Genomic DNA, 18,077 nt, shown 5'->3' with positions numbered 1-18,077 from the left:
ATAAAAAATGACTAAAATAGCAGTAATAGGATCTGGTACCATGGGAAATGGTATAGCGCATACTTTTGCCCAATTTGGCTACCAGGTTAACCTGGTTGACATTAATCAGGAAGCCTTAAACAAAGGATTAAATACGATCAGTAAAAACCTTGACAGACAAGCTACTAAAGGAACCATAACTGAAGAAGATAAAGCAACAACATTAAAGAATATAACCACCTTTACAGATTTAAAATCGGGTGTTGCCAATGCTGACCTTGTCGTTGAAGCCGCTACAGAGAATCTGGAGCTTAAGCTGAAGATCTTCAGAGATCTTGATGCTTATGTAAAACCAGGAGCCATATTAGCCAGTAATACCTCTTCCATTTCAATTACTCATATTGCCTCAGTAACAACCAAGGGAGAAAACGTCATTGGCATGCACTTTATGAATCCCGTACCAGTGATGAAATTGGTAGAAGTAATTCGTGGATATGCAACCTCAGATGAGACTACTTCACTGGTAATGAGTTTATCAGAAAAATTAGGTAAAGTTCCTGTTGAAGTAAATGATTATCCTGGATTTGTAGCAAACCGTATTTTAATGCCAATGATCAATGAAGCTATTTACACTTTATTTGAAGGTGTTGCCGGTGTTTCAGAGATCGATACTGTGATGAAACTAGGTATGGCTCATCCAATGGGGCCACTGCAATTAGCAGACTTTATCGGACTCGATGTCTGTCTGGCTATTATGAATGTATTGCACAAAGGATTTGGCAATCCTAAATATGCACCATGCCCACTTTTAGTGAATATGGTTATGGCAGGCAAAAAAGGAGTTAAATCCGGAGAAGGATTTTATGATTACAGTGCGGGCGTCAAAGAGGCGAAACCAGCAGCTAAGTTTTTATCTTAACTTTACCACATGAACGAAAACCTCGATCCCTCTTCAGAAAGTCTGTCTCCCATGGAAAGGGACATAGAGAAAGTACTGCGTCCCCAGGCTTTTGAAGATTTTACCGGTCAGGAAAAAATCATGGAGAACCTGAAGATTTTCGTTAAAGCAGCTAAACTGCGCGGCGAACCTTTAGACCATGTATTACTTCACGGCCCCCCGGGATTAGGAAAAACCACGCTTTCTTATATTATCGCCAATGAAATGGGCGTTGGTATTAAGGTGACTTCCGGCCCGGTACTGGATAAACCAGGAGATCTGGCAGGACTTTTAACAAACCTGGAAACCGGAGATATCCTTTTTATTGACGAAATACACCGTTTAAGCCCTCTGGTAGAAGAATATTTGTATTCTGCTATGGAAGATTTCAAAATTGACATTATGCTGGAAAGCGGGCCTAATGCCCGTTCTGTTCAGATTACATTGAACCCGTTTACGCTGGTTGGTGCCACTACCCGTTCGGGTTTGTTAACAGCACCCTTAAGGGCAAGGTTTGGTATCAATTCCAGACTAGCTTATTATGACGCTAAATTACTGACAACCATAGTACTGCGCTCTTCAGAAATTCTTAAAACACCGATTACAGAAGAAGGTGCTTATGAAATTGCAAGACGCAGCCGCGGTACACCAAGGATCGCGAATGCTTTGTTAAGAAGGACAAGAGATTTTGCACAGATCAAAGGGAATGGTACAATTGATACCGCTATTGCGAAATATGCACTAACAGCTTTAAATGTGGATGAACACGGGCTCGATGAAATGGACAATAAAATCCTGCTAACCATTATCGATAAATTTAAAGGTGGCCCCGTTGGCTTAAAAACCATTGCGACTGCTGTTGGTGAAGACGAAGGAACAATCGAAGAAGTATATGAGCCTTTCCTGATTCAGGAAGGTTATATGATGCGTACTTCGCGCGGTAGAGAAGTTACAGAAGCTGCATACAAACACCTTAAAAGACAATATCAGGCACAGTCTGGTAAGTTATTTTAAGAAAAATATTTTTGAGGCATCATTTATGTGTAGCAACAGCTATATTAAATACCTTTCATGCCAGTTATTGTTTATAAAGTTTTAATGACTATTGATAAGCAATCACTGGCTATACTAAAATAACGCACATGAATATTGAAACAAGAAAACTGACCCTGGAAGATTATGACGACCTGAAAGAGTCAATGTTACAGGCATATGATACCCTCGGTGGACAAATATGGAGTAAACAAACCATTGCCAAATTACTCAAACTATTTCCTGAAGGCCAGCTCTGCATCGCTGTAGATGATAAAGTAGTTGCATGTTCACTGGCATTGATCGTAAATTATGATGAATATGGTGATAAACACACTTATCAAATGATAACGGGTGCTTATACTTTTTCTACACATGATCCTAATGGCGACACCTTATACGGTATCGAGATTTTTGTTTCTCCCGAATACAGAGGATTGAGATTAGGCCGCAGGTTATATGAAGCCAGAAAAGAACTTTGTGAAAGTCTTAATTTAAAAAGTATCATTGCAGGTGGCCGTATACCGGGTTACCATGAATATGCAGATCAATTAAGCCCAAGACAGTATATAGATAAAGTTAAGGCTAAAGAGATTTATGATCCTACCCTTACTTTCCAGATATCCAATGACTTTCACGTCAGAAAAGTATTAAAGAATTATCTCCCCGGAGATCATGAATCTAAAGAATTCGCTACTTTAATTGAATGGAACAATATCTATTATCAAGGTGTGGATGCTTCAGCACGTTCTGCTAAAACAATCAGAATTGGATTGGTACAATGGCAAATGAGGCTTTTCCCGGATATGGATGCTTTTTATGAACAGGTGGAGTTTTTTGTAGACGCTGTAAGTGGTTACAAATCTGATTTCATCATGTTTCCTGAACTGTTCAATACCCCGTTACTACAACCCTATAATCATTTACCAGAAATGGAAGCTATGCGTAAGCTAGCTGAGCTTACTCCGGAAATTGTAGAGAAAATCCAGAGTTATGCCGTTTCTTACAATGTGAATGTTATTTCGGGCAGTATGCCAATTTTAGAGAACAATAAGTTGTATAACGCTACTTATCTGTGCCATAGAAGCGGAAAAACTGAGGAATACAGAAAGATTCATATTACGCCAAACGAACTGAAATATTATGGCATGGTTGGAGGTGATAAAATCCAGGTATTTGATACAGATTGTGGTAAAATCGGTATCCTGATCTGTTATGATGTTGAATTCCCGGAATTAAGCAGAATTTATGCCGATCAGGGAATGCAGATACTATTCGTCCCTTTCCTGACTGATACACAAAATGGTTACACCAGGGTAAGAAGATGTGCCCAGGCCAGAGCCATAGAGAACGAATGTTATGTAGCTATAGCCGGTTGTGTAGGTAACCTTCCAAAGGTGAATAACATGGATATACAGTTTGCACAATCTGCGGTATTTACACCTTCAGATTTTGCTTTTCCAACAAATGCAGTAAAAGCAGAAACTACGCCAAACACAGAAATGATGCTTGTTGTGGACGTAGACCTGCATTTACTAGATGAATTGCACCATTTTGGTACGGTTAAAATATTGAAAGACCGCCGTACTGATCTTTATGAAGTTAAACTCCTTAAATAATAAAGGATTATTTTCTTAAGAACAACCAATAAATGAGCAGGAGCAGTATAATAATGGGTACCCCCCATTTAATTACCGGTCCTGCTCCTTTATCGTTATCCTCGTTTACAGCCTGTGGTGATGGTCCCGGGTCATCCTGATGTTTTGGATAATCAGTCTCTACTTCTTTAGGTTTGTTTTCCGGGTTCTCTTTGAATTCAGATTCAGTATTTTCCATGATTGACAGTGTTAAGTTAATTTCAGACAATTAATTTAGTTGATACATAGATAACAACGAAAGGACTCAAAAGTTTCCTTCAAAGCAGGAGACACTATTTTCCGGCTGTATTCTTTCAGCAACAGTTTACCTTAAACAAACATAAGGCTGACTATCTAAAGACAGTGACCGGCCAGTTATCAGTGCTTCTGCAATATAATCCAATGCATCAGAAGGAATATAAGCAGGATAGACACTACATACGTTTCCATCTTCATCTTCAACATCAGGTAAATAAACCGCAGACAATGTGTTACCATCTTTTAACGATGGTAATTCTACATTTGTTCTTCTGTAACTTGAAACCAAAGTCACATCTCCCCCTAAATAAGCATACCAGGAATTAGCCATAATCAATAATACTTTTATTCATCAAAAAGCATCAAAAACTTTAATTAATACCTACTCTTTTAAGGATTTTCAGCTTTCTCCTTTATATTTTTTATTGCACCAACTTATGGCTTAAAAAGTTCATTTCATAGGGTCATCTGACACAAAACAACTCCTGAATATCAAACACCAAGAAACATCAATTTTATTATAAATAACAGATGCGTACCTTCGTAAACAGAAATGTACAACAACCCTGCAAAATACAGCCAGCTCATTAAAGATGAAGCCATCAGACTGGGCTTTATGCAGTGCGGTATTGCAAAAGCAGGCTTTCTTGAAGAAGAAGCTCCGAGATTGGAAAAATGGCTCAAAGATAACCGTCACGGACAAATGAGTTATATGGAGAATCACTTTGACAAGAGGTTGAACCCTACACTATTAGTTGATGATGCAAAATCCGTCATCTCTCTGACTTTAAACTACTTTCCGCAAGAGCAGCAAACAGACCCCAATGCACCAAAAATCTCAAAGTATGCCTACGGAGCAGATTATCACGCCGTAATTAAAGATAAATTATTCTTACTGCTCAGCTTTATTCAGGAAAACATAGGTGAAGTAAGCGGAAGAGCTTTCGTTGATTCCGCACCCGTACTGGACAGAGCCTGGGCTAAACGTGCAGGAATTGGCTGGATTGGTAAAAACAGCAATATCATCAGCAAAAAAAGTGGCTCATTCTTCTTTCTCGCAGAGCTGATTATTGATCTTGACCTGGCTTATGATGAACCTTTTGCCACTGACCACTGTGGTACCTGTACCAAATGTATAGATGCCTGCCCAACAGACGCGATCTTATCCCCTTTTATTATTGATGCGACCAAATGCATCTCTTACCTTACCATTGAGCTCAGAGAAGAAATTCCTAAAAGCTTTGATAATAAAATGGAGAACTGGATGTTTGGCTGTGATATTTGTCAGGATGTTTGTCCCTGGAACAGATTTTCAGTTCCGCATACCGAACCACAATTCAAGCCTAACGAGAATTTGCTGACTATGAAAAAAGAAGACTGGCTGGATATTACCGAAGATGTATTTAAACAGATCTTTAAGAATTCGGCAGTAAAGCGGACTAAGTTTAAAGGCTTAACCCGCAATATTGATTTCATCAGGCAAATTCCTGATGAAAGTTAAGAATTGAGCTCAAATGAGCTTATTTAATAAATAAAATGTTATTATAGTCGTTTTTATCCGGTACATAAGTACTTCCAAGCACAGCTTTCTTTATTTTTTTACTGGTCTTGAATGGAAGAGAAATATTCAATTCAGGTTTCTCCCACACACCGATATTCCAATGTGCCTTTTCAGTAGAACCATCATCATAAGTAAAAGTCAGGTCAACAGGCAGAGGTTTAAGACTTTTATTTTCTATTTTGAAAACATAACCATCAGCAGTTTTATCTGCTCCGGTAATGCCCAAATCGATGTCGCCTTCTCCAAAGAACCATCTGTTCCAGAACCAGTCCATATTTTTACCAGAACCTTCATTCATACTGTAAAAGAAATCAAATGGCATTGGGTGTTTCCCGTTCCATTGCGTAATATAATTATGCAATGCTTTAGTAAACAACTCATCACCCAGATAATCCTTCACAAACAGATAACCCAAAGCAGGCTTAGGATAAGAGTTGGTAAAAGAACCTGAACCAACTAAATCCGGCGTAAGGGTCATGATTGGTGTGTCATCTTTTTTACCTGAATTAAATGCTGTTGGCTGTATTCCATATTCATCAACCATAGTTGAGTCAATCATCGGAGAAATTAACCACTCCCCTATAGTTGCCCATCCTTCGTCCATCCAGCCATATTTTGTTTCGTTGGTTCCCATGTAAAAAGGGAACATCGTATGAAAAATCTCATGGATAGTCAGCGTAATTGAATTTTCCCGTTTTTCAACAGGGTTATCATTGACCATCATTGGATATTCCATTTGATCAAGTCCATCAAAGATCGTTTCATGCGCATAAGGATATGGCCATTTCGGGAACTCATAACTCATCGCATGTACAGATTTGCGTGCAAAATCTATCACTTCATAATAATCTTTATGAATCGGATTAAATGCAGCATCAACACGGGTTCTTCTATTTGTTTTTGGGTCAACAACTAAACTTGTTGACTTCCACAAATAATGGTTACTCGTGGCAAAAACAAAGTCAGTTACATTTTTTGCTTCAAATTTCCAGGTATTAAAACTCTGATTTTTAGTAATAGTCTGAGTCGCAAGGTCATTGTCATTGATTACATTGACCACACTATCTGCCTGCTCAGCTAAAGCTAACTTATCAGCAATTTTCTTCTGAAACACATTTTTTGCGTTCATCAGATCTCCCGTTGCCCAGATTACATAGTTTTTAGGAACCGTAACCGCCGCTTTGAAAGTACAGAAGTCATTATAAAACTCTGCATCTCCAAGATAAGGATACTTATTCCAGCCATCTATATCATCGTAAACCGTAATGCGCGGAAAGAAATAGGCCACAAAATAAGAACCCTCATCTACCATACCCGTTCTATTATGAGAACCTCTGTTCAGCGTATATTGATAAGCAATTTTAACTTTTATACTCTTCCCCGGAGCCAGTGCAGCAATAGCAGTATGCATATTTGTTCCATCAATTTGAAGGGCATCTGCAGAAACCGTTTTATCATTAATTGATAACGAACCAATCTTTACCCCTTCTCCCAAATCCCTGTCTGCAACCTTACTTGCACGCGGGCTGCCCTGCTTATATAAATTTGGATATAATTTAAACCAAACCTCTTTCAGGGTATCAGGACTTTGATTCTTATAAATTACATCAACCGTACCTTTTAATAGTCCCGATACAGGATCAAAATCCACTTTCAGATCATAATCAGCTGTATTTTGCCAGTATTTTAATCCTGGTTTCCCATTTACAGCCCTTGTTCCTTTATGATAAGCTTGCTGAATATCCGCTGGGACCGGCAAACCCTGTTGCGCAAAAACGCTCAGACCTATCATACTAAATAGACTGAGCATCGTTATTTTTTTCATTGATTCTATATTTTATTTTCCTTTTAATAAAAAACCTGCATATTCATATGCAGGTTTTGCTGGCTTATTTACCGAATTTCATTTTTAATTGTTCCAGCATGTCCGGAGTAACATTAACTGCTGGTTTTTCCTTTTTAGGTTGTGGAGCAGGTTGTCTTGGTTGTCCTCCGGTTTGTTGTGGTCTTGGTTGCGCGGCCGCAGGTTTAGGCTTTACAGGATTACCAGCTGCTTCAGCTGGTCTTGGCGTTGCAGGGATTTTTGCCGCTCTGCTCAATTCCTTTTTCTTATTCCAGCGTGTCCAGATCTCTTCCAGTTTCTTTTTAGTGTATAAAGGAAAATCTCCCTGTTTCATCCAGGCATAATAACTTGGCTCGGTATCAAATACCTGTTCCACAGTTTTATTTTTATGCTTTCCAAAATTAAACACCTCTTCCCCATTTTCATTGAAAACCATTCTGCCTGCAAAATCAACAGGTTTATTCATGTTTGTAAAAGCATGAAGTGCCTCTACATCATTTTTAACCGGTTGCGAAATATTCCCCTGTTTATCTTCAAAGTCTACATTCTCATAACGGTCAAGCTGTGCAAGCAAAACATGGTAAGTCGCTTTGATATCTGCTTCTGCGGAGTGCGCATTGATAATATCCTGATCACAGTAAAATTTATAAGCCGCACGCAAAGTACGCTGTTCCATCTGATGAAACACATTCTGTACATCTACAAATCTTCTTCCGGTCATGTCAAAATCTACACCAGCACGTAAAAATTCTTCCAGTAATACAGGAATATCAAAACGATTAGAATTGTAACCTGCAAGATCCGCATCACCAATAAATTCAGCAATTTCTGCCGCTACTTCATTAAATTTAGGCGCATCAGCAATATCCTTATCATAAATTCCATGAATAAGCGAAGATTGCAAAGGAATAGGCATATCCGGGTGGATACGTAATGTTTTAACCAGCTCAGATCCATCTGGCATGGCTTTTAATATTGCAATTTCAACGATACGATCAGAACCAACGTTAATTCCTGTGGTTTCCAAATCAAAAAAAGCAAGAGGACGGATTAGATTTAATTTCATCTATTTAATTTTTTTTTTGTCAGATGGAGCCTTTGATCATTAAAATAATTATTACCCTTCGGGATTTAACAATTATTTTAATGATGTCGGGTTCATCAGTATTTTTAATTTTTTTACTGGGTCAGATGGTGTAGTCAATGATACGATTTAAATCCCTGGCAGAGAAAACAAATTTTTAGCTAAGAAAAACAATACCTAATCCTATACCAATTATCATAATAAGATACATTAATATTTCAGTAGTAGCGAATTTCTTATACTTATTCCAAAATGATATCTCGTATTTCTTGTCTTCCATCTATTATATATTATGTCTTTTTAATCTTTTACAGGACCTGCTTTGACCAGAACACGCTGATAAGCAGGCAGGTTTAAGTCATCTACAATCACACCACGTGTCGTAGAAGCATGTACAAAGAAACCGTGATTAAGATAAACGCCAACATGGTCTATTCCATTGCCCCCGAAAGAGAAAAAGATCAGATCTCCCTCATTGAGCTGCGAAACATTTTTCTCTTTAATCACCTCGGCCTGATCTCTGGATCGTCTGGGTAAGTTTAGTCCATAAATCTCCTTATTCAAAAGTAAAGCAAATCCTGAACAATCTATACCTCTTTTATCTAATCCACCAAGTCTGTATCTCACGCCTGTCCAATCCGTAATAAAACGATATAAGTCCTTACTTTTTACATTGGCCATGGCTTCAGCAGCTTTGGCACCTCTGCTTTCTTTATAAACTGTTGATCTTCTGCTTCCACAGGAAGAAAGAAAAGCCATTGCGGCCAACAATATGATCAGGTGAGAGGCGCGGATACTGCGTAAAATCATAAACCTTATTTTTATTGTTTAATTAATCGCTGAATCTCATCCAGTTTCAGTAAAGCCTCTACAGGAGTCAGTACATTCACATCAAGATTGTTCAGCATATCTCTTATTTGTACCAGGACCGGGTCATCAACAGCAAACATATGCAGCTGGTAAGCCTGGTTCTGAACCTTTTTGAAACTATCTTTGATACTCTGTCCTTCAGTTCTGTCTATTTCCAGCTTTTTAAGGATCTCGTTAGCTCTGTTAATCAGCTTAGGAGGCATACCCGCTATTTTAGCCACATGGATACCAAAACTATGCTCACTACCACCAGGAATCAGTTTACGCAAAAAGATGATCTTATTGCCAACTTCTTTAATAGACACATTAAAATTCCTGATCCGGTTCATCGTTCCGGCCAGTTCATTCAGCTCATGATAATGCGTAGCAAATAATGTTTTAGGTCTTGCCGAAGGATGCGTATGTAAAAATTCAGCAATCGCCCAGGCAATAGAAATACCATCATAAGTACTTGTACCTCTGCCAATTTCATCCAGCAGGATTAAACTTCTGTCAGAAATATTATTCAGGATACTGGCAGTCTCATTCATTTCTACCATGAATGTACTCTCTCCCGAAGAAAGATTATCAGAAGCACCTACCCTGGTAAATATTTTATCAACCAAACCAATATGAGCAGCCTTAGCAGGCACAAAACAGCCCATCTGCGCCATTAATACAATGATACCGGTTTGTCTTAAAATCGCAGACTTACCCGACATATTGGGCCCGGTAATGATAATAATCTGCTGCGTATCATTATCCAGATAAACATCGTTCGTAATATACTCTTCTCCTACTGGTAAGCGTTTTTCAATTACAGGGTGTCTTCCCCCTTTGATATCAAGTACTTTGGAAACATTCATTTCCGGCTTAACATAATGATTTTTAATGGCTAACTGCGCAAAACATAACAAAACATCAAGCTGTGCAACCAGAAAAGCATTCAACTGAATTGGCCTGATATAAGCCGCTACCTGCTGCATCAAAGCTTCATAAAGCCTCACTTCGATCTGCTGTATTTTATCTTCCGCACCTAAAATCTGTTCTTCATATTCTTTAAGTTCCGGAGTAATATATCTTTCTGCATTGACAAGTGTCTGTTTACGGCTCCATTCCGCAGGTACTTTATCTTTATGCGTATGTGTCACTTCCAGGTAATAACCAAAAACGTTATTAAATGATATCTTCAAAGAAGGAATGCCCGTTTTTGCAGCCTCACGTTTCTGAATTTCTACCAGGAAGTCTTTTCCGCCCGATGAAATCTGGCGCAGCCTGTCCAGCTCTTCATCAATTCCGCCGGCAATTACATTTCCTTTGATTAATAAAGCAGGAGGATCTTCCTGAAGTTCTTTTTGCAGTTTTTCACGGATACTCACACAAGGATCCAGCTGCTCTGCAAGCTGAATCAGGTATGGATTATCGGAAGTTAAAGCCGTATCCTTTATTTCTTCAATATGGTAAAGTGCCTTTTTAAGCTGACTTAACTCTCTTGGCCCGCATTTCTGCAAACCAACCTTAGAGATCAGCCTTTCCAGATCACCAATTAATTTAATATGTGTTAAGAATTCTTCAATCAGTCCTTCATGAGCCACCATAAACTCAACGGTACCCAAACGTTCCTCAATTGGTTTCAGTTCCTTTAATGGCATCACAATCCATTTATGAAGCATCCTGGCTCCCATTGGCGTAGAAGTCTGATCCAGCACATTAAAAAGCGTCATTGCATTTTCATTGGCAGAACTCACCAGCTCAAGATTGCGGACCGTAAAACGATCCAGCCACATATAATTATCTTCTTCCAGACGGGAAATAGCGGTAATATGCTTTAAATTCCGGTGTTCAGTTTCATTCAGGTAATGCAATACAATACCCGCAGCAATAATACCAGTCTGAATTTTATCTACACCAAAGCCCTTTAAAGAACTGACTTCAAAATGCTTATTTAAAGTTTCATTGGCATAATCAGTGGTAAAAGCCCAGTCATCCATCGGGAAAGTATAAAACTTATCACCGAACAATTCGAAGAATTCCTGACGTTTACTTTTTTGAAAGATAACCTCTGTAGGCTTAAAGCCCTGTAAAAGTTTATCTATATACTCTGCATTACCTTGGGCAACATGGAACTCACCCGTTGAAATATCCAGAAATGAGACGCCAATCATCGACTTATCAAAGTATACCGCGCCTAAATAGTTATTAGATTTCTGGCTAAGAATATTATCATTATAAGCCACTCCGGGTGTTACCAGTTCAGTAACTCCGCGTTTTACAATAGTTTTAGTTGTTTTAGGATCTTCCAGCTGATCGCAGATTGCCACCCGCTGACCTGCGCGGACCAATTTAGAAAGGTAAGTATCCAGCGAATGATGAGGAAAACCTGCAAGCTCAATATAAGCAGCAGTTCCGTTTGCCCTGCGTGTTAAAACAATCCCCAGTATCTGAGAAGTTTTAATGGCATCCTCGCCAAATGTCTCATAAAAATCCCCAACCCTAAACAATAATAATGCACCAGGATACTTTGCCTTGATCGCACTGTGCTGTTGCATTAATGGTGTTTCTTTCGTCTTATCTTTAGCCAAAATATATGTTACGTTACAAAAATGTAAATATACTATCTAAGGATTAGCTTTAGGCTTTTTTTTGAAAAATAAGGAGGAAGAATCACCACTAATATCACCTACAACTGTTCTATATAAGATAAAAACAACGATAATGCTTCTCTTTTCTTGTCCGTCAGTTCAAAATCCAGCTTATGCATCAGGTAATCATCCAGATCAAAAACAGGATTTACAGGAAGGGTTTTCAGCAATTCTTTTCTGGCAGCCAAACCATTCTTCAAAGCAGTATTAAACTCATTTATAAAGGCTTCAGGAATAACTTTATTCGCTACCCAGGCTGCATATACAAAAGGAAGTCCGGTAAAATTCATCCACTCCTCGCCCATGTCGTAAGCAAAAGCATAATCGCCCTTTTTACCAAAGGTGCGGTCACCAATTAAAACGATGGCATCAGTTTGCACATTAACATCTGTTGTATAACTTACTTCCTGCTTAAAATGAAATTTCAGCAACACTTTTGCTAAGTTATTAGAAGTTCTGGAATGGCTATCCAGACGCAAAGTCCGGATTTCACTCACCGGAACATTGCTGAATATAAATACAGAATTTACAGCACCTACAGATCCGATACAATAATCAGAGATAATATTTGCATCCGGTACATGCGGAATTGCTGCGACCGGAATCAAACCCACATCAACAGTACCATCAATTAACTTGGCGGCGCAATCTGAAGGAATATCTAAACTTAAATCTATTTGGTTTAATACATCGGAATGATTGATTCCGTAAATAAAAGGCTTGGTATTGGTATAGGCAACAGCAGAAATTCTGATCTTATTCAATTTTATACGTTTAAATGGTCGGTATTGTTTTGGGTGAGCACTGTGAAGGTATCACCCGTTAAATCAAGTCTGTAAAGACCTGTGTTCTGATGCGGAAAATCATACATTTCGGAAAGCGGCTTGTTCGTTAACAAACACATTAACAACCGCAGGGAACGTCCATGCATACAAACCAGTATCAGCTTTTCAGCGGTTCTGGATTTGATGACTTCCACGATCTCTTTTAATCTTATCGCTACATCAGCCGGGCTTTCGCCACCGGTAAAATGCGCATCATAATCTCCTGCCTGCCACTTTTCAGTGATATCTTTAAAAGCGCCGATCACCAGCTCACTGGTATGCTGCCCTTCAAACTCTCCCCAGGCAAGCTCGTCCAGTTCCGTATGTTTCTCCCAGGGAAGCCCCGCATCAATAAACTGCTGAACAGTTTGTTGTGTACGTTTAAGTACAGAAGTATAAACCTTATCAAAAGGGATGTCTTTGTATAACTTATAAAATGCAGCAGCCTGAGCTCTTCCGGTAGCATTTAAATCGCTATCTATCCCTCTGCCCTGTATAATTCCTTGTTTGTTCAAATCCGTCTCGCCATGGCGGATGATATATATTTCCTTATCCATTAATTAATAACCGGGAGCTTATAATACTGAGGCTTAACATCTTCCTCAAAAACAAAATCTGTATAATCTGTAACTACATTATAAAAGGTATCTCTTTCTATTGGCTGGCGGTTTACCTGTTTAATCAGGTTAGCCAGTTCACGCGTACTCATTCCGGGTGTCTGCTCTTCAGCGCCTGCCATTGAATAAATTTTTGTGGTATCATCCAGTGTACCATCAATATCATCCACACCAAAGTTTAAAGATAGCTGGGCAGTCTGACGGCTGATCATTGCCCAGTAAGCTTTGATATGATCAAAGTTATCAAGGTAGATACGGGCAATCGCATAATTCCTTAAATCTTCTACCACAGAAACCTCAGGAACATGTTCCATCTGGTTATTCTGATTTCTGAACTTCAGTGGAATAAATGCCTGGAAACCACCCGTTTTATCCTGTAACTGGCGTAAACGCTCCATATGGTCAACTCTGTGCTTAAACTCCTCAATATGACCATATAACATAGTCGCATTCGTTTTTAAACCCAGTTTATGTGCCTGTTCATGGATATCAAGCCACTGTTCAGCCGTACATTTATCATTCGCAATCTTTTCTCTTACTTCCGGATGAAAAATTTCTGCTCCCCCCCCTGGCATTGAATCCAGTCCGGCCTCTTTGAAATATTTTAATCCATCATAATGGCTGAGTTTTGCTTTTTTGAAGATATAATAACACTCAACCGGCGTTAATGCTTTAATGTGTAATGACGGACGATGAGCCTTCACACTTCTAAAGAAATCCGCATAAAATTCCAGATTTTGCTTTGGTACTACCCCACCCGTAACATGCACTTCCGTTACTGGTTCATTATCATATTTCTTCAGGATATCCATCATCCCGTCAACACTCATTTCCCAACCATCTTCCTTATTCTTAATTAAACGCGAATAAGAACAAAAATTGCAGGTATAGATACAAACATTAGTAGGTTCGATATGAAAATTCCGGTTGAAGTAAGTCTTGTCCCCATGCTTTTGTTCCCTTATATAATTAGCTAAAACACCTAAAAAACCTAGTTCAGCATGTTCATATAAATAAACACCTTCATCGAAAGTTATCCTTTCTTTTTGCTGAACTTTTAGTGCTATCCCTCTCAGTTCCTGAGATAAATCAGCATTGTCCAATATAAAAGTAAGCTTTGCAGTCGTATCCATCTTTGATTGAATTATACGTCAAAAGTAAGATAAAATCGACATAACAAGGCGTAACCATACTTTTAAGCTGTCAGCCTTATGTAAAAGCTAGAAGAAGCAGCATAAAAAAAGCTGCCTCTTTTTTAAAAAAGGCAGCTCAAAAAGGTATTAAAGTCTGATAGAAGATTTATTTCATCGCTTTGGTAAAGTTCAGGATAATATAAGCCGGATTTTTTCCGTAATCTACAGGTGATTTTAAGACCAGACGATCACCTGTTGCCTCCGAAAGGATTAATCTATAGCCTTCAGTTACGTTTTTAGCTTTGTCACCCTCATATAATTTCTTGAACTGGAAAGTTTGATCTGCGGTACTTACTGACCAGAAAATAGTTTGCGTTTTTGTTGGGCAATCAGCAGTTCCAGGAAGTAAATAAGATCCGTTTCCACTGTTTGTTAATTTCCAAGTACTACCAATAAAACATTTATAGGAAGCTTCGTTAAAAAGAGATTTTACATTCATCGCAGGTACACCATCAAAAGTAACATCATTCAGTACCCAGGTTCCAGATACATTTCCTCTTTTTAAACTCGCACCAGCAGTTGCACCTTTTGGTGAACAACCCTGTAAAACCATTAACGAACTACATAAAATGGCTGCTATAACTAATATTCTTTTCATATCTTGTATTTTCGAAAACAGCTTACACAAATCCTGCCAAAAAAAAACGAAAACCTAAATTCTATGCAGACTGAAACCATTGCTATACACGCCGGAAATTTAACTCGCAGTATCACAGGGGATGTAACCCCTCCTATTAGCCTTTCCACCACATTTTTCAGAGATGAAGAAGGTGGCTATCCTGGTGGACATATGTATAGCCGTGTCAGCAATCCCAACCGTTCTGCACTGGAAAAAGTAATGGCTGATCTGGAAAAAGGTGCAGATGCATGTGCTTTTTCTTCTGGAAATACAGCTGGAATGACCCTTTTTCAGGCCTTACCTCCTGGCAGCCATATCATTGCCCCCGACGACATGTACTGGGGATTTAAAAAACAATTACAATCTATCTTTGAAGGTATCCTGACCATAGATTTTATTGACCTGACTACCACATCCACGCTGGAGAATTATATTAAAAGCAATACAGTGATGATATGGATAGAAACCCCTTCAAATCCCTTATTAAAAATTACGGATCTGGAGCTTATTGCGGCCATCGCTAAAAAACATCAGCTCATTCTTGCCTGTGACAGTACATTTGCCTCACCATGTTTTCAAAACCCCATTCTACTGGGCGCGGATATTGTGATGCACTCCTCTACTAAGTATATCGGAGGTCACAGTGATGTATTAGGCGGTGTTCTGATCACGGCCACTAAAAATGAATTTTGGGATAAAATCAGGAATATCCAGCAGATCGGAGGCGCAGTGCCATCCCCCTTTGATTGTTTTCTATTACTAAGAAGTATCAAAACATTACCTTACAGAATGCGCGGACACGCAGAGAATGGTATGGCACTGGCAAAATACCTTGCTGAACATCCAAAAGTTGAAACCGTCTATTATCCCGGGCTGCCTTCACATCCTCAACATGAGATCGCGAAAAAACAAATGAGTGCTTTTGGCGGCATGTTATCTATATTAATTAAAGGTGATGCTGCAAATGCAAAAAGAATAGTGAACAAAGTGAAACTATTTGCGCAGGCTACAAGTCTTGGTGGCGTAGAAAGCCTGATTGAACACAGAGCATCTGTAGAAGGCCCTGACACCAAAACACCACAGAATTTAATTCGGATATCAGTTGGACTTGAGCATATCAATGACCTGATTGCCGATCTGGAGCAGGCTTTAGCTTAAATAAAGCCATTAAACAGATTCAAATACCCAATTTAAATAACTAGAAAACAGAATATTAATTATTTTTCAGAATATTATTTTGGAAGTTTACACAAATACGCTACATTTGTAATTATATAGCGAAAGCTATTCAAGTCAACCCGCAATCTGGGTTTGATTTATAAAGAAGTGGCGAGAGACAGGCTCCGTGACCCACTGGCAACCCTCCCAAATGGAGAAGGTGCCAATTCCTGACCAGTTTGCATAGTGCTTTCTGGAAAGATAAATTAAGACAAAATGAAAACTAACCACCAACCATCGCAATCAGGCGACTCCGTTTCTTACACGATCAAGTATCTGCAAGCCCTTGCATGTATGTGTTGTTGCATCGGCTAAAAACAATCTTCCACGTAAAATTAGTATGAGTTCAACCGGAAGGCCTCTTTTCAGAGGTATGCAATCCCATATACGGATTTTGCAATCATCTCAAATACCGTATGACGCTATAAAAATCCATTTTATCATTTTAAATCAGCGAAATCATGTCAGCAAATTATAGATTCGAAACACTACAACTTCATGCAGGTCAGGAAATTGACCCAACAACAGGTTCAAGAGCAGTACCTATTTATCAAACTACTTCCTATGGATTTAAAAGTGCCGAACACGGTGCAAATCTATTTGCATTAAAAGAATTCGGTAATATTTATACCCGCTTAATGAACCCAACTACAGACGTTTTTGAAAAACGTGTAGCTGCACTTGAAGGTGGTGTTGCGGGACTTGCAGTTGCCTCAGGACAGGCAGCTCAGTTTATTGCCTTAAACAATATCCTGGAAGCCGGTGATAACTTTGTTTCCTCTCCTCACCTGTATGGAGGCAGCTATAATCAATTTAAAGTTGCTTTTAAACGCTTGGGTATAGAAGTAAGATTTGCTGAAACAGATGACACACAAGATTTCGAAGCTAAAATCGATAAAAACACCAAAGCAATTTATCTGGAAAGTATTGGCAATCCATCATTCAGTATCCCTGATTTCGAAAAACTTTCTCTGATTGCTCAAAAATATGACCTGCCTTTAATTGTAGACAATACATTTGGTGCTGCTGGATATTTATTCAAACCACTTGAACATGGTGCTCACATTGTGGTACAATCTGCCACCAAATGGATTGGCGGGCATGGAACAAGTATTGGCGGTGTTATTATAGATGGTGGAAACTATAACTGGGGAAATGGTAAATTCAAACAGTTCACCTCCCCTTCTGAAGGTTACCATGGCCTGGTCTTTAATGACGTATTTGGAATTGGAAGTGACTTTGGAAATATCCAGTTTATTATCCGTGCAAGAGTAGAAGGCTTAAGAGATTTCGGCCCTGCAATTTCACCTTTCAATTCATTTCTTTTAATCCAGGGACTGGAAACTTTATCACTACGCGTTCAAAGACATGTTGACAATGCATTGGCACTGGCAACCTGGCTGGAAAACCACGAAGCCGTAAGTAAAGTGTTTTATCCTGGACTGGAGAGCAGCCCTTATCATCAAAATGCCAAGAAATACCTGAAAAATGGATTTGGTGCTGTTCTTTCATTTGAACTGCATGGCGGTAAAGAACAAGCCGTACAGTTTGTAAATGAACTGCAACTGGTTAGTCATCTCGCTAACGTAGGTGATGCAAAAACACTGATTATACAACCTTCAGCAACAACACATCAACAATTAAGCGACGCTGAACAAGCAGCAGCAGGAATTACACCTCAATTGCTAAGAGTATCTGTCGGAATTGAACATATTGATGATATCAAAGCAGATTTCGAACAAGCATTTGAAAAGTTGTCTTCAGGAAAATCGCTTTAAGTTTAA

16 protein-coding genes and 1 riboswitch are annotated in these 18,077 nt (G+C 38.9%); of the genes, 6 read left to right on the top strand and 10 right to left on the bottom strand.

What is annotated here, in order from left to right; all coding sequences use genetic code 11:
• The first annotated feature begins 7 nt into the window (after window positions 1–7).
• The 3 genes from AB3G38_RS03795 to AB3G38_RS03785 all read left to right on the top strand — a co-directional run bounded on the left by AB3G38_RS03795 (window position 8) and on the right by AB3G38_RS03785 (window position 3,567).
• On the top strand, window positions 8–898 hold the full coding sequence (locus tag AB3G38_RS03795; RefSeq protein WP_367867165.1) for a 3-hydroxyacyl-CoA dehydrogenase family protein: 891 nt from the start codon (window positions 8–10) through the stop codon (window positions 896–898).
• Between the two features lie 9 nt (window positions 899–907).
• Window positions 908–1,930 carry a Holliday junction branch migration DNA helicase RuvB gene (ruvB, locus tag AB3G38_RS03790; protein ID WP_367867164.1) on the top strand — a complete coding sequence of 341 codons (1,023 nt, stop codon included), beginning with the start codon at window positions 908–910 and terminating at the stop codon, window positions 1,928–1,930.
• A gap of 128 nt (window positions 1,931–2,058) precedes the next feature.
• On the top strand, window positions 2,059–3,567 hold the full coding sequence (locus AB3G38_RS03785) for a GNAT family N-acetyltransferase (protein ID WP_367867163.1): 1,509 nt from the start codon (window positions 2,059–2,061) through the stop codon (window positions 3,565–3,567).
• Window positions 3,568–3,574: 7 nt separating this feature from the next.
• Here the strand turns inward: AB3G38_RS03785 and AB3G38_RS03780 are convergent, their stop codons facing one another.
• Both AB3G38_RS03780 and AB3G38_RS03775 read right to left on the bottom strand, forming a co-directional pair.
• Window positions 3,575–3,784: a hypothetical protein gene (locus tag AB3G38_RS03780; protein WP_367867162.1), complete on the bottom strand. Its 210-nt coding sequence runs from the start codon at window positions 3,782–3,784 to the stop codon at window positions 3,575–3,577.
• 126 nt (window positions 3,785–3,910) lie between these two features.
• Complete coding sequence (locus tag AB3G38_RS03775; protein WP_367867161.1) at window positions 3,911–4,174, bottom strand: hypothetical protein; 264 nt, start codon at window positions 4,172–4,174, stop codon at window positions 3,911–3,913.
• Between the two features lie 222 nt (window positions 4,175–4,396).
• Here AB3G38_RS03775 and queG point away from each other — a divergent pair, with 222 nt between their 5' ends.
• Window positions 4,397–5,344: a tRNA epoxyqueuosine(34) reductase QueG gene (gene queG, locus AB3G38_RS03770; RefSeq protein WP_367867160.1), complete on the top strand. Its 948-nt coding sequence runs from the start codon at window positions 4,397–4,399 to the stop codon at window positions 5,342–5,344.
• Between the two features lie 19 nt (window positions 5,345–5,363).
• Here the strand turns inward: queG and AB3G38_RS03765 are convergent, their stop codons facing one another.
• The 8 genes from AB3G38_RS03765 to AB3G38_RS03730 all read right to left on the bottom strand — a co-directional run bounded on the left by AB3G38_RS03765 (window position 5,364) and on the right by AB3G38_RS03730 (window position 15,054).
• Complete coding sequence (locus AB3G38_RS03765) at window positions 5,364–7,229, bottom strand: M1 family metallopeptidase (RefSeq protein ID WP_367867159.1); 1,866 nt, start codon at window positions 7,227–7,229, stop codon at window positions 5,364–5,366.
• A gap of 64 nt (window positions 7,230–7,293) precedes the next feature.
• Complete coding sequence (locus tag AB3G38_RS03760; RefSeq protein ID WP_367867158.1) at window positions 7,294–8,313, bottom strand: exonuclease domain-containing protein; 1,020 nt, start codon at window positions 8,311–8,313, stop codon at window positions 7,294–7,296.
• Window positions 8,314–8,631: 318 nt separating this feature from the next.
• Window positions 8,632–9,141 carry a C40 family peptidase gene (locus AB3G38_RS03755; RefSeq protein ID WP_367867157.1) on the bottom strand — a complete coding sequence of 170 codons (510 nt, stop codon included), beginning with the start codon at window positions 9,139–9,141 and terminating at the stop codon, window positions 8,632–8,634.
• 11 nt (window positions 9,142–9,152) lie between these two features.
• Complete coding sequence (gene mutS, locus AB3G38_RS03750; protein ID WP_367867156.1) at window positions 9,153–11,762, bottom strand: DNA mismatch repair protein MutS; 2,610 nt, start codon at window positions 11,760–11,762, stop codon at window positions 9,153–9,155.
• Window positions 11,763–11,860: 98 nt separating this feature from the next.
• On the bottom strand, window positions 11,861–12,586 hold the full coding sequence (locus AB3G38_RS03745; protein ID WP_367867155.1) for a menaquinone biosynthetic enzyme MqnA/MqnD family protein: 726 nt from the start codon (window positions 12,584–12,586) through the stop codon (window positions 11,861–11,863).
• Window positions 12,587–12,588: 2 nt separating this feature from the next.
• Complete coding sequence (locus tag AB3G38_RS03740; RefSeq protein WP_367867154.1) at window positions 12,589–13,203, bottom strand: histidine phosphatase family protein; 615 nt, start codon at window positions 13,201–13,203, stop codon at window positions 12,589–12,591.
• Window positions 13,203–14,396, bottom strand: coding sequence for an aminofutalosine synthase MqnE (mqnE, locus tag AB3G38_RS03735; RefSeq protein WP_183869866.1), 1,194 nt, complete (start codon window positions 14,394–14,396; stop codon window positions 13,203–13,205). Before mqnE ends, AB3G38_RS03740 begins: the two co-directional genes overlap by 1 nt.
• Window positions 14,397–14,562: 166 nt before the next feature.
• Entirely contained in the window at window positions 14,563–15,054 is a 492-nt protein-coding gene (locus AB3G38_RS03730; RefSeq protein WP_183869865.1) for a lipocalin family protein, read from the bottom strand.
• Window positions 15,055–15,117: 63 nt separating this feature from the next.
• On the opposite strand from AB3G38_RS03730, the gene AB3G38_RS03725 reads away from it, so the two are divergent.
• Together AB3G38_RS03725 and AB3G38_RS03720 are read left to right on the top strand one after the other, a co-directional pair.
• Window positions 15,118–16,233: a PLP-dependent aspartate aminotransferase family protein gene (locus AB3G38_RS03725; RefSeq protein WP_367867153.1), complete on the top strand. Its 1,116-nt coding sequence runs from the start codon at window positions 15,118–15,120 to the stop codon at window positions 16,231–16,233.
• Between the two features lie 155 nt (window positions 16,234–16,388).
• A riboswitch (SAM riboswitch) is annotated at window positions 16,389–16,501 on the top strand.
• Window positions 16,502–16,754: 253 nt separating this feature from the next.
• A complete protein-coding gene (locus AB3G38_RS03720; RefSeq protein ID WP_367867152.1) occupies window positions 16,755–18,071 on the top strand; it encodes an O-acetylhomoserine aminocarboxypropyltransferase/cysteine synthase family protein in 1,317 nt (438 codons plus the stop codon).
• Window positions 18,072–18,077 lie beyond the last annotated feature (6 nt).

The organism is Pedobacter sp. WC2423 (assembly GCF_040822065.1).
Lineage (GTDB): Bacteria > Bacteroidota > Bacteroidia > Sphingobacteriales > Sphingobacteriaceae > Pedobacter.
The sequence above is the reverse complement of the archived record's forward strand: the minus strand, read 5'-3'. Positions and strand labels throughout refer to the sequence as shown.

What these genes read in the sequence shown, in the direction of transcription:
- AB3G38_RS03720 (WP_367867152.1), top strand. Translation starts at nt 16,755, where the DNA reads ATGTCAGCAAATTATAGATTCGAAACACTACAACTTCATGCAGGTCAG.
- ruvB (WP_367867164.1), top strand. Translation starts at nt 908, where the DNA reads ATGAACGAAAACCTCGATCCCTCTTCAGAAAGTCTGTCTCCCATGGAA.
- AB3G38_RS03780 (WP_367867162.1), bottom strand. Translation starts at nt 3,784, where the DNA reads ATGGAAAATACTGAATCTGAATTCAAAGAGAACCCGGAAAACAAACCT.
- mqnE (WP_183869866.1), bottom strand. Translation starts at nt 14,396, where the DNA reads ATGGATACGACTGCAAAGCTTACTTTTATATTGGACAATGCTGATTTA.
- AB3G38_RS03775 (WP_367867161.1), bottom strand. Translation starts at nt 4,174, where the DNA reads ATGGCTAATTCCTGGTATGCTTATTTAGGGGGAGATGTGACTTTGGTT.
- queG (WP_367867160.1), top strand. Translation starts at nt 4,397, where the DNA reads ATGTACAACAACCCTGCAAAATACAGCCAGCTCATTAAAGATGAAGCC.
- AB3G38_RS03740 (WP_367867154.1), bottom strand. Translation starts at nt 13,203, where the DNA reads ATGGATAAGGAAATATATATCATCCGCCATGGCGAGACGGATTTGAAC.
- AB3G38_RS03760 (WP_367867158.1), bottom strand. Translation starts at nt 8,313, where the DNA reads ATGAAATTAAATCTAATCCGTCCTCTTGCTTTTTTTGATTTGGAAACC.
- AB3G38_RS03795 (WP_367867165.1), top strand. Translation starts at nt 8, where the DNA reads ATGACTAAAATAGCAGTAATAGGATCTGGTACCATGGGAAATGGTATA.
- AB3G38_RS03725 (WP_367867153.1), top strand. Translation starts at nt 15,118, where the DNA reads ATGCAGACTGAAACCATTGCTATACACGCCGGAAATTTAACTCGCAGT.
- AB3G38_RS03785 (WP_367867163.1), top strand. Translation starts at nt 2,059, where the DNA reads ATGAATATTGAAACAAGAAAACTGACCCTGGAAGATTATGACGACCTG.
- AB3G38_RS03765 (WP_367867159.1), bottom strand. Translation starts at nt 7,229, where the DNA reads ATGAAAAAAATAACGATGCTCAGTCTATTTAGTATGATAGGTCTGAGC.
- AB3G38_RS03730 (WP_183869865.1), bottom strand. Translation starts at nt 15,054, where the DNA reads ATGAAAAGAATATTAGTTATAGCAGCCATTTTATGTAGTTCGTTAATG.
- AB3G38_RS03755 (WP_367867157.1), bottom strand. Translation starts at nt 9,141, where the DNA reads ATGATTTTACGCAGTATCCGCGCCTCTCACCTGATCATATTGTTGGCC.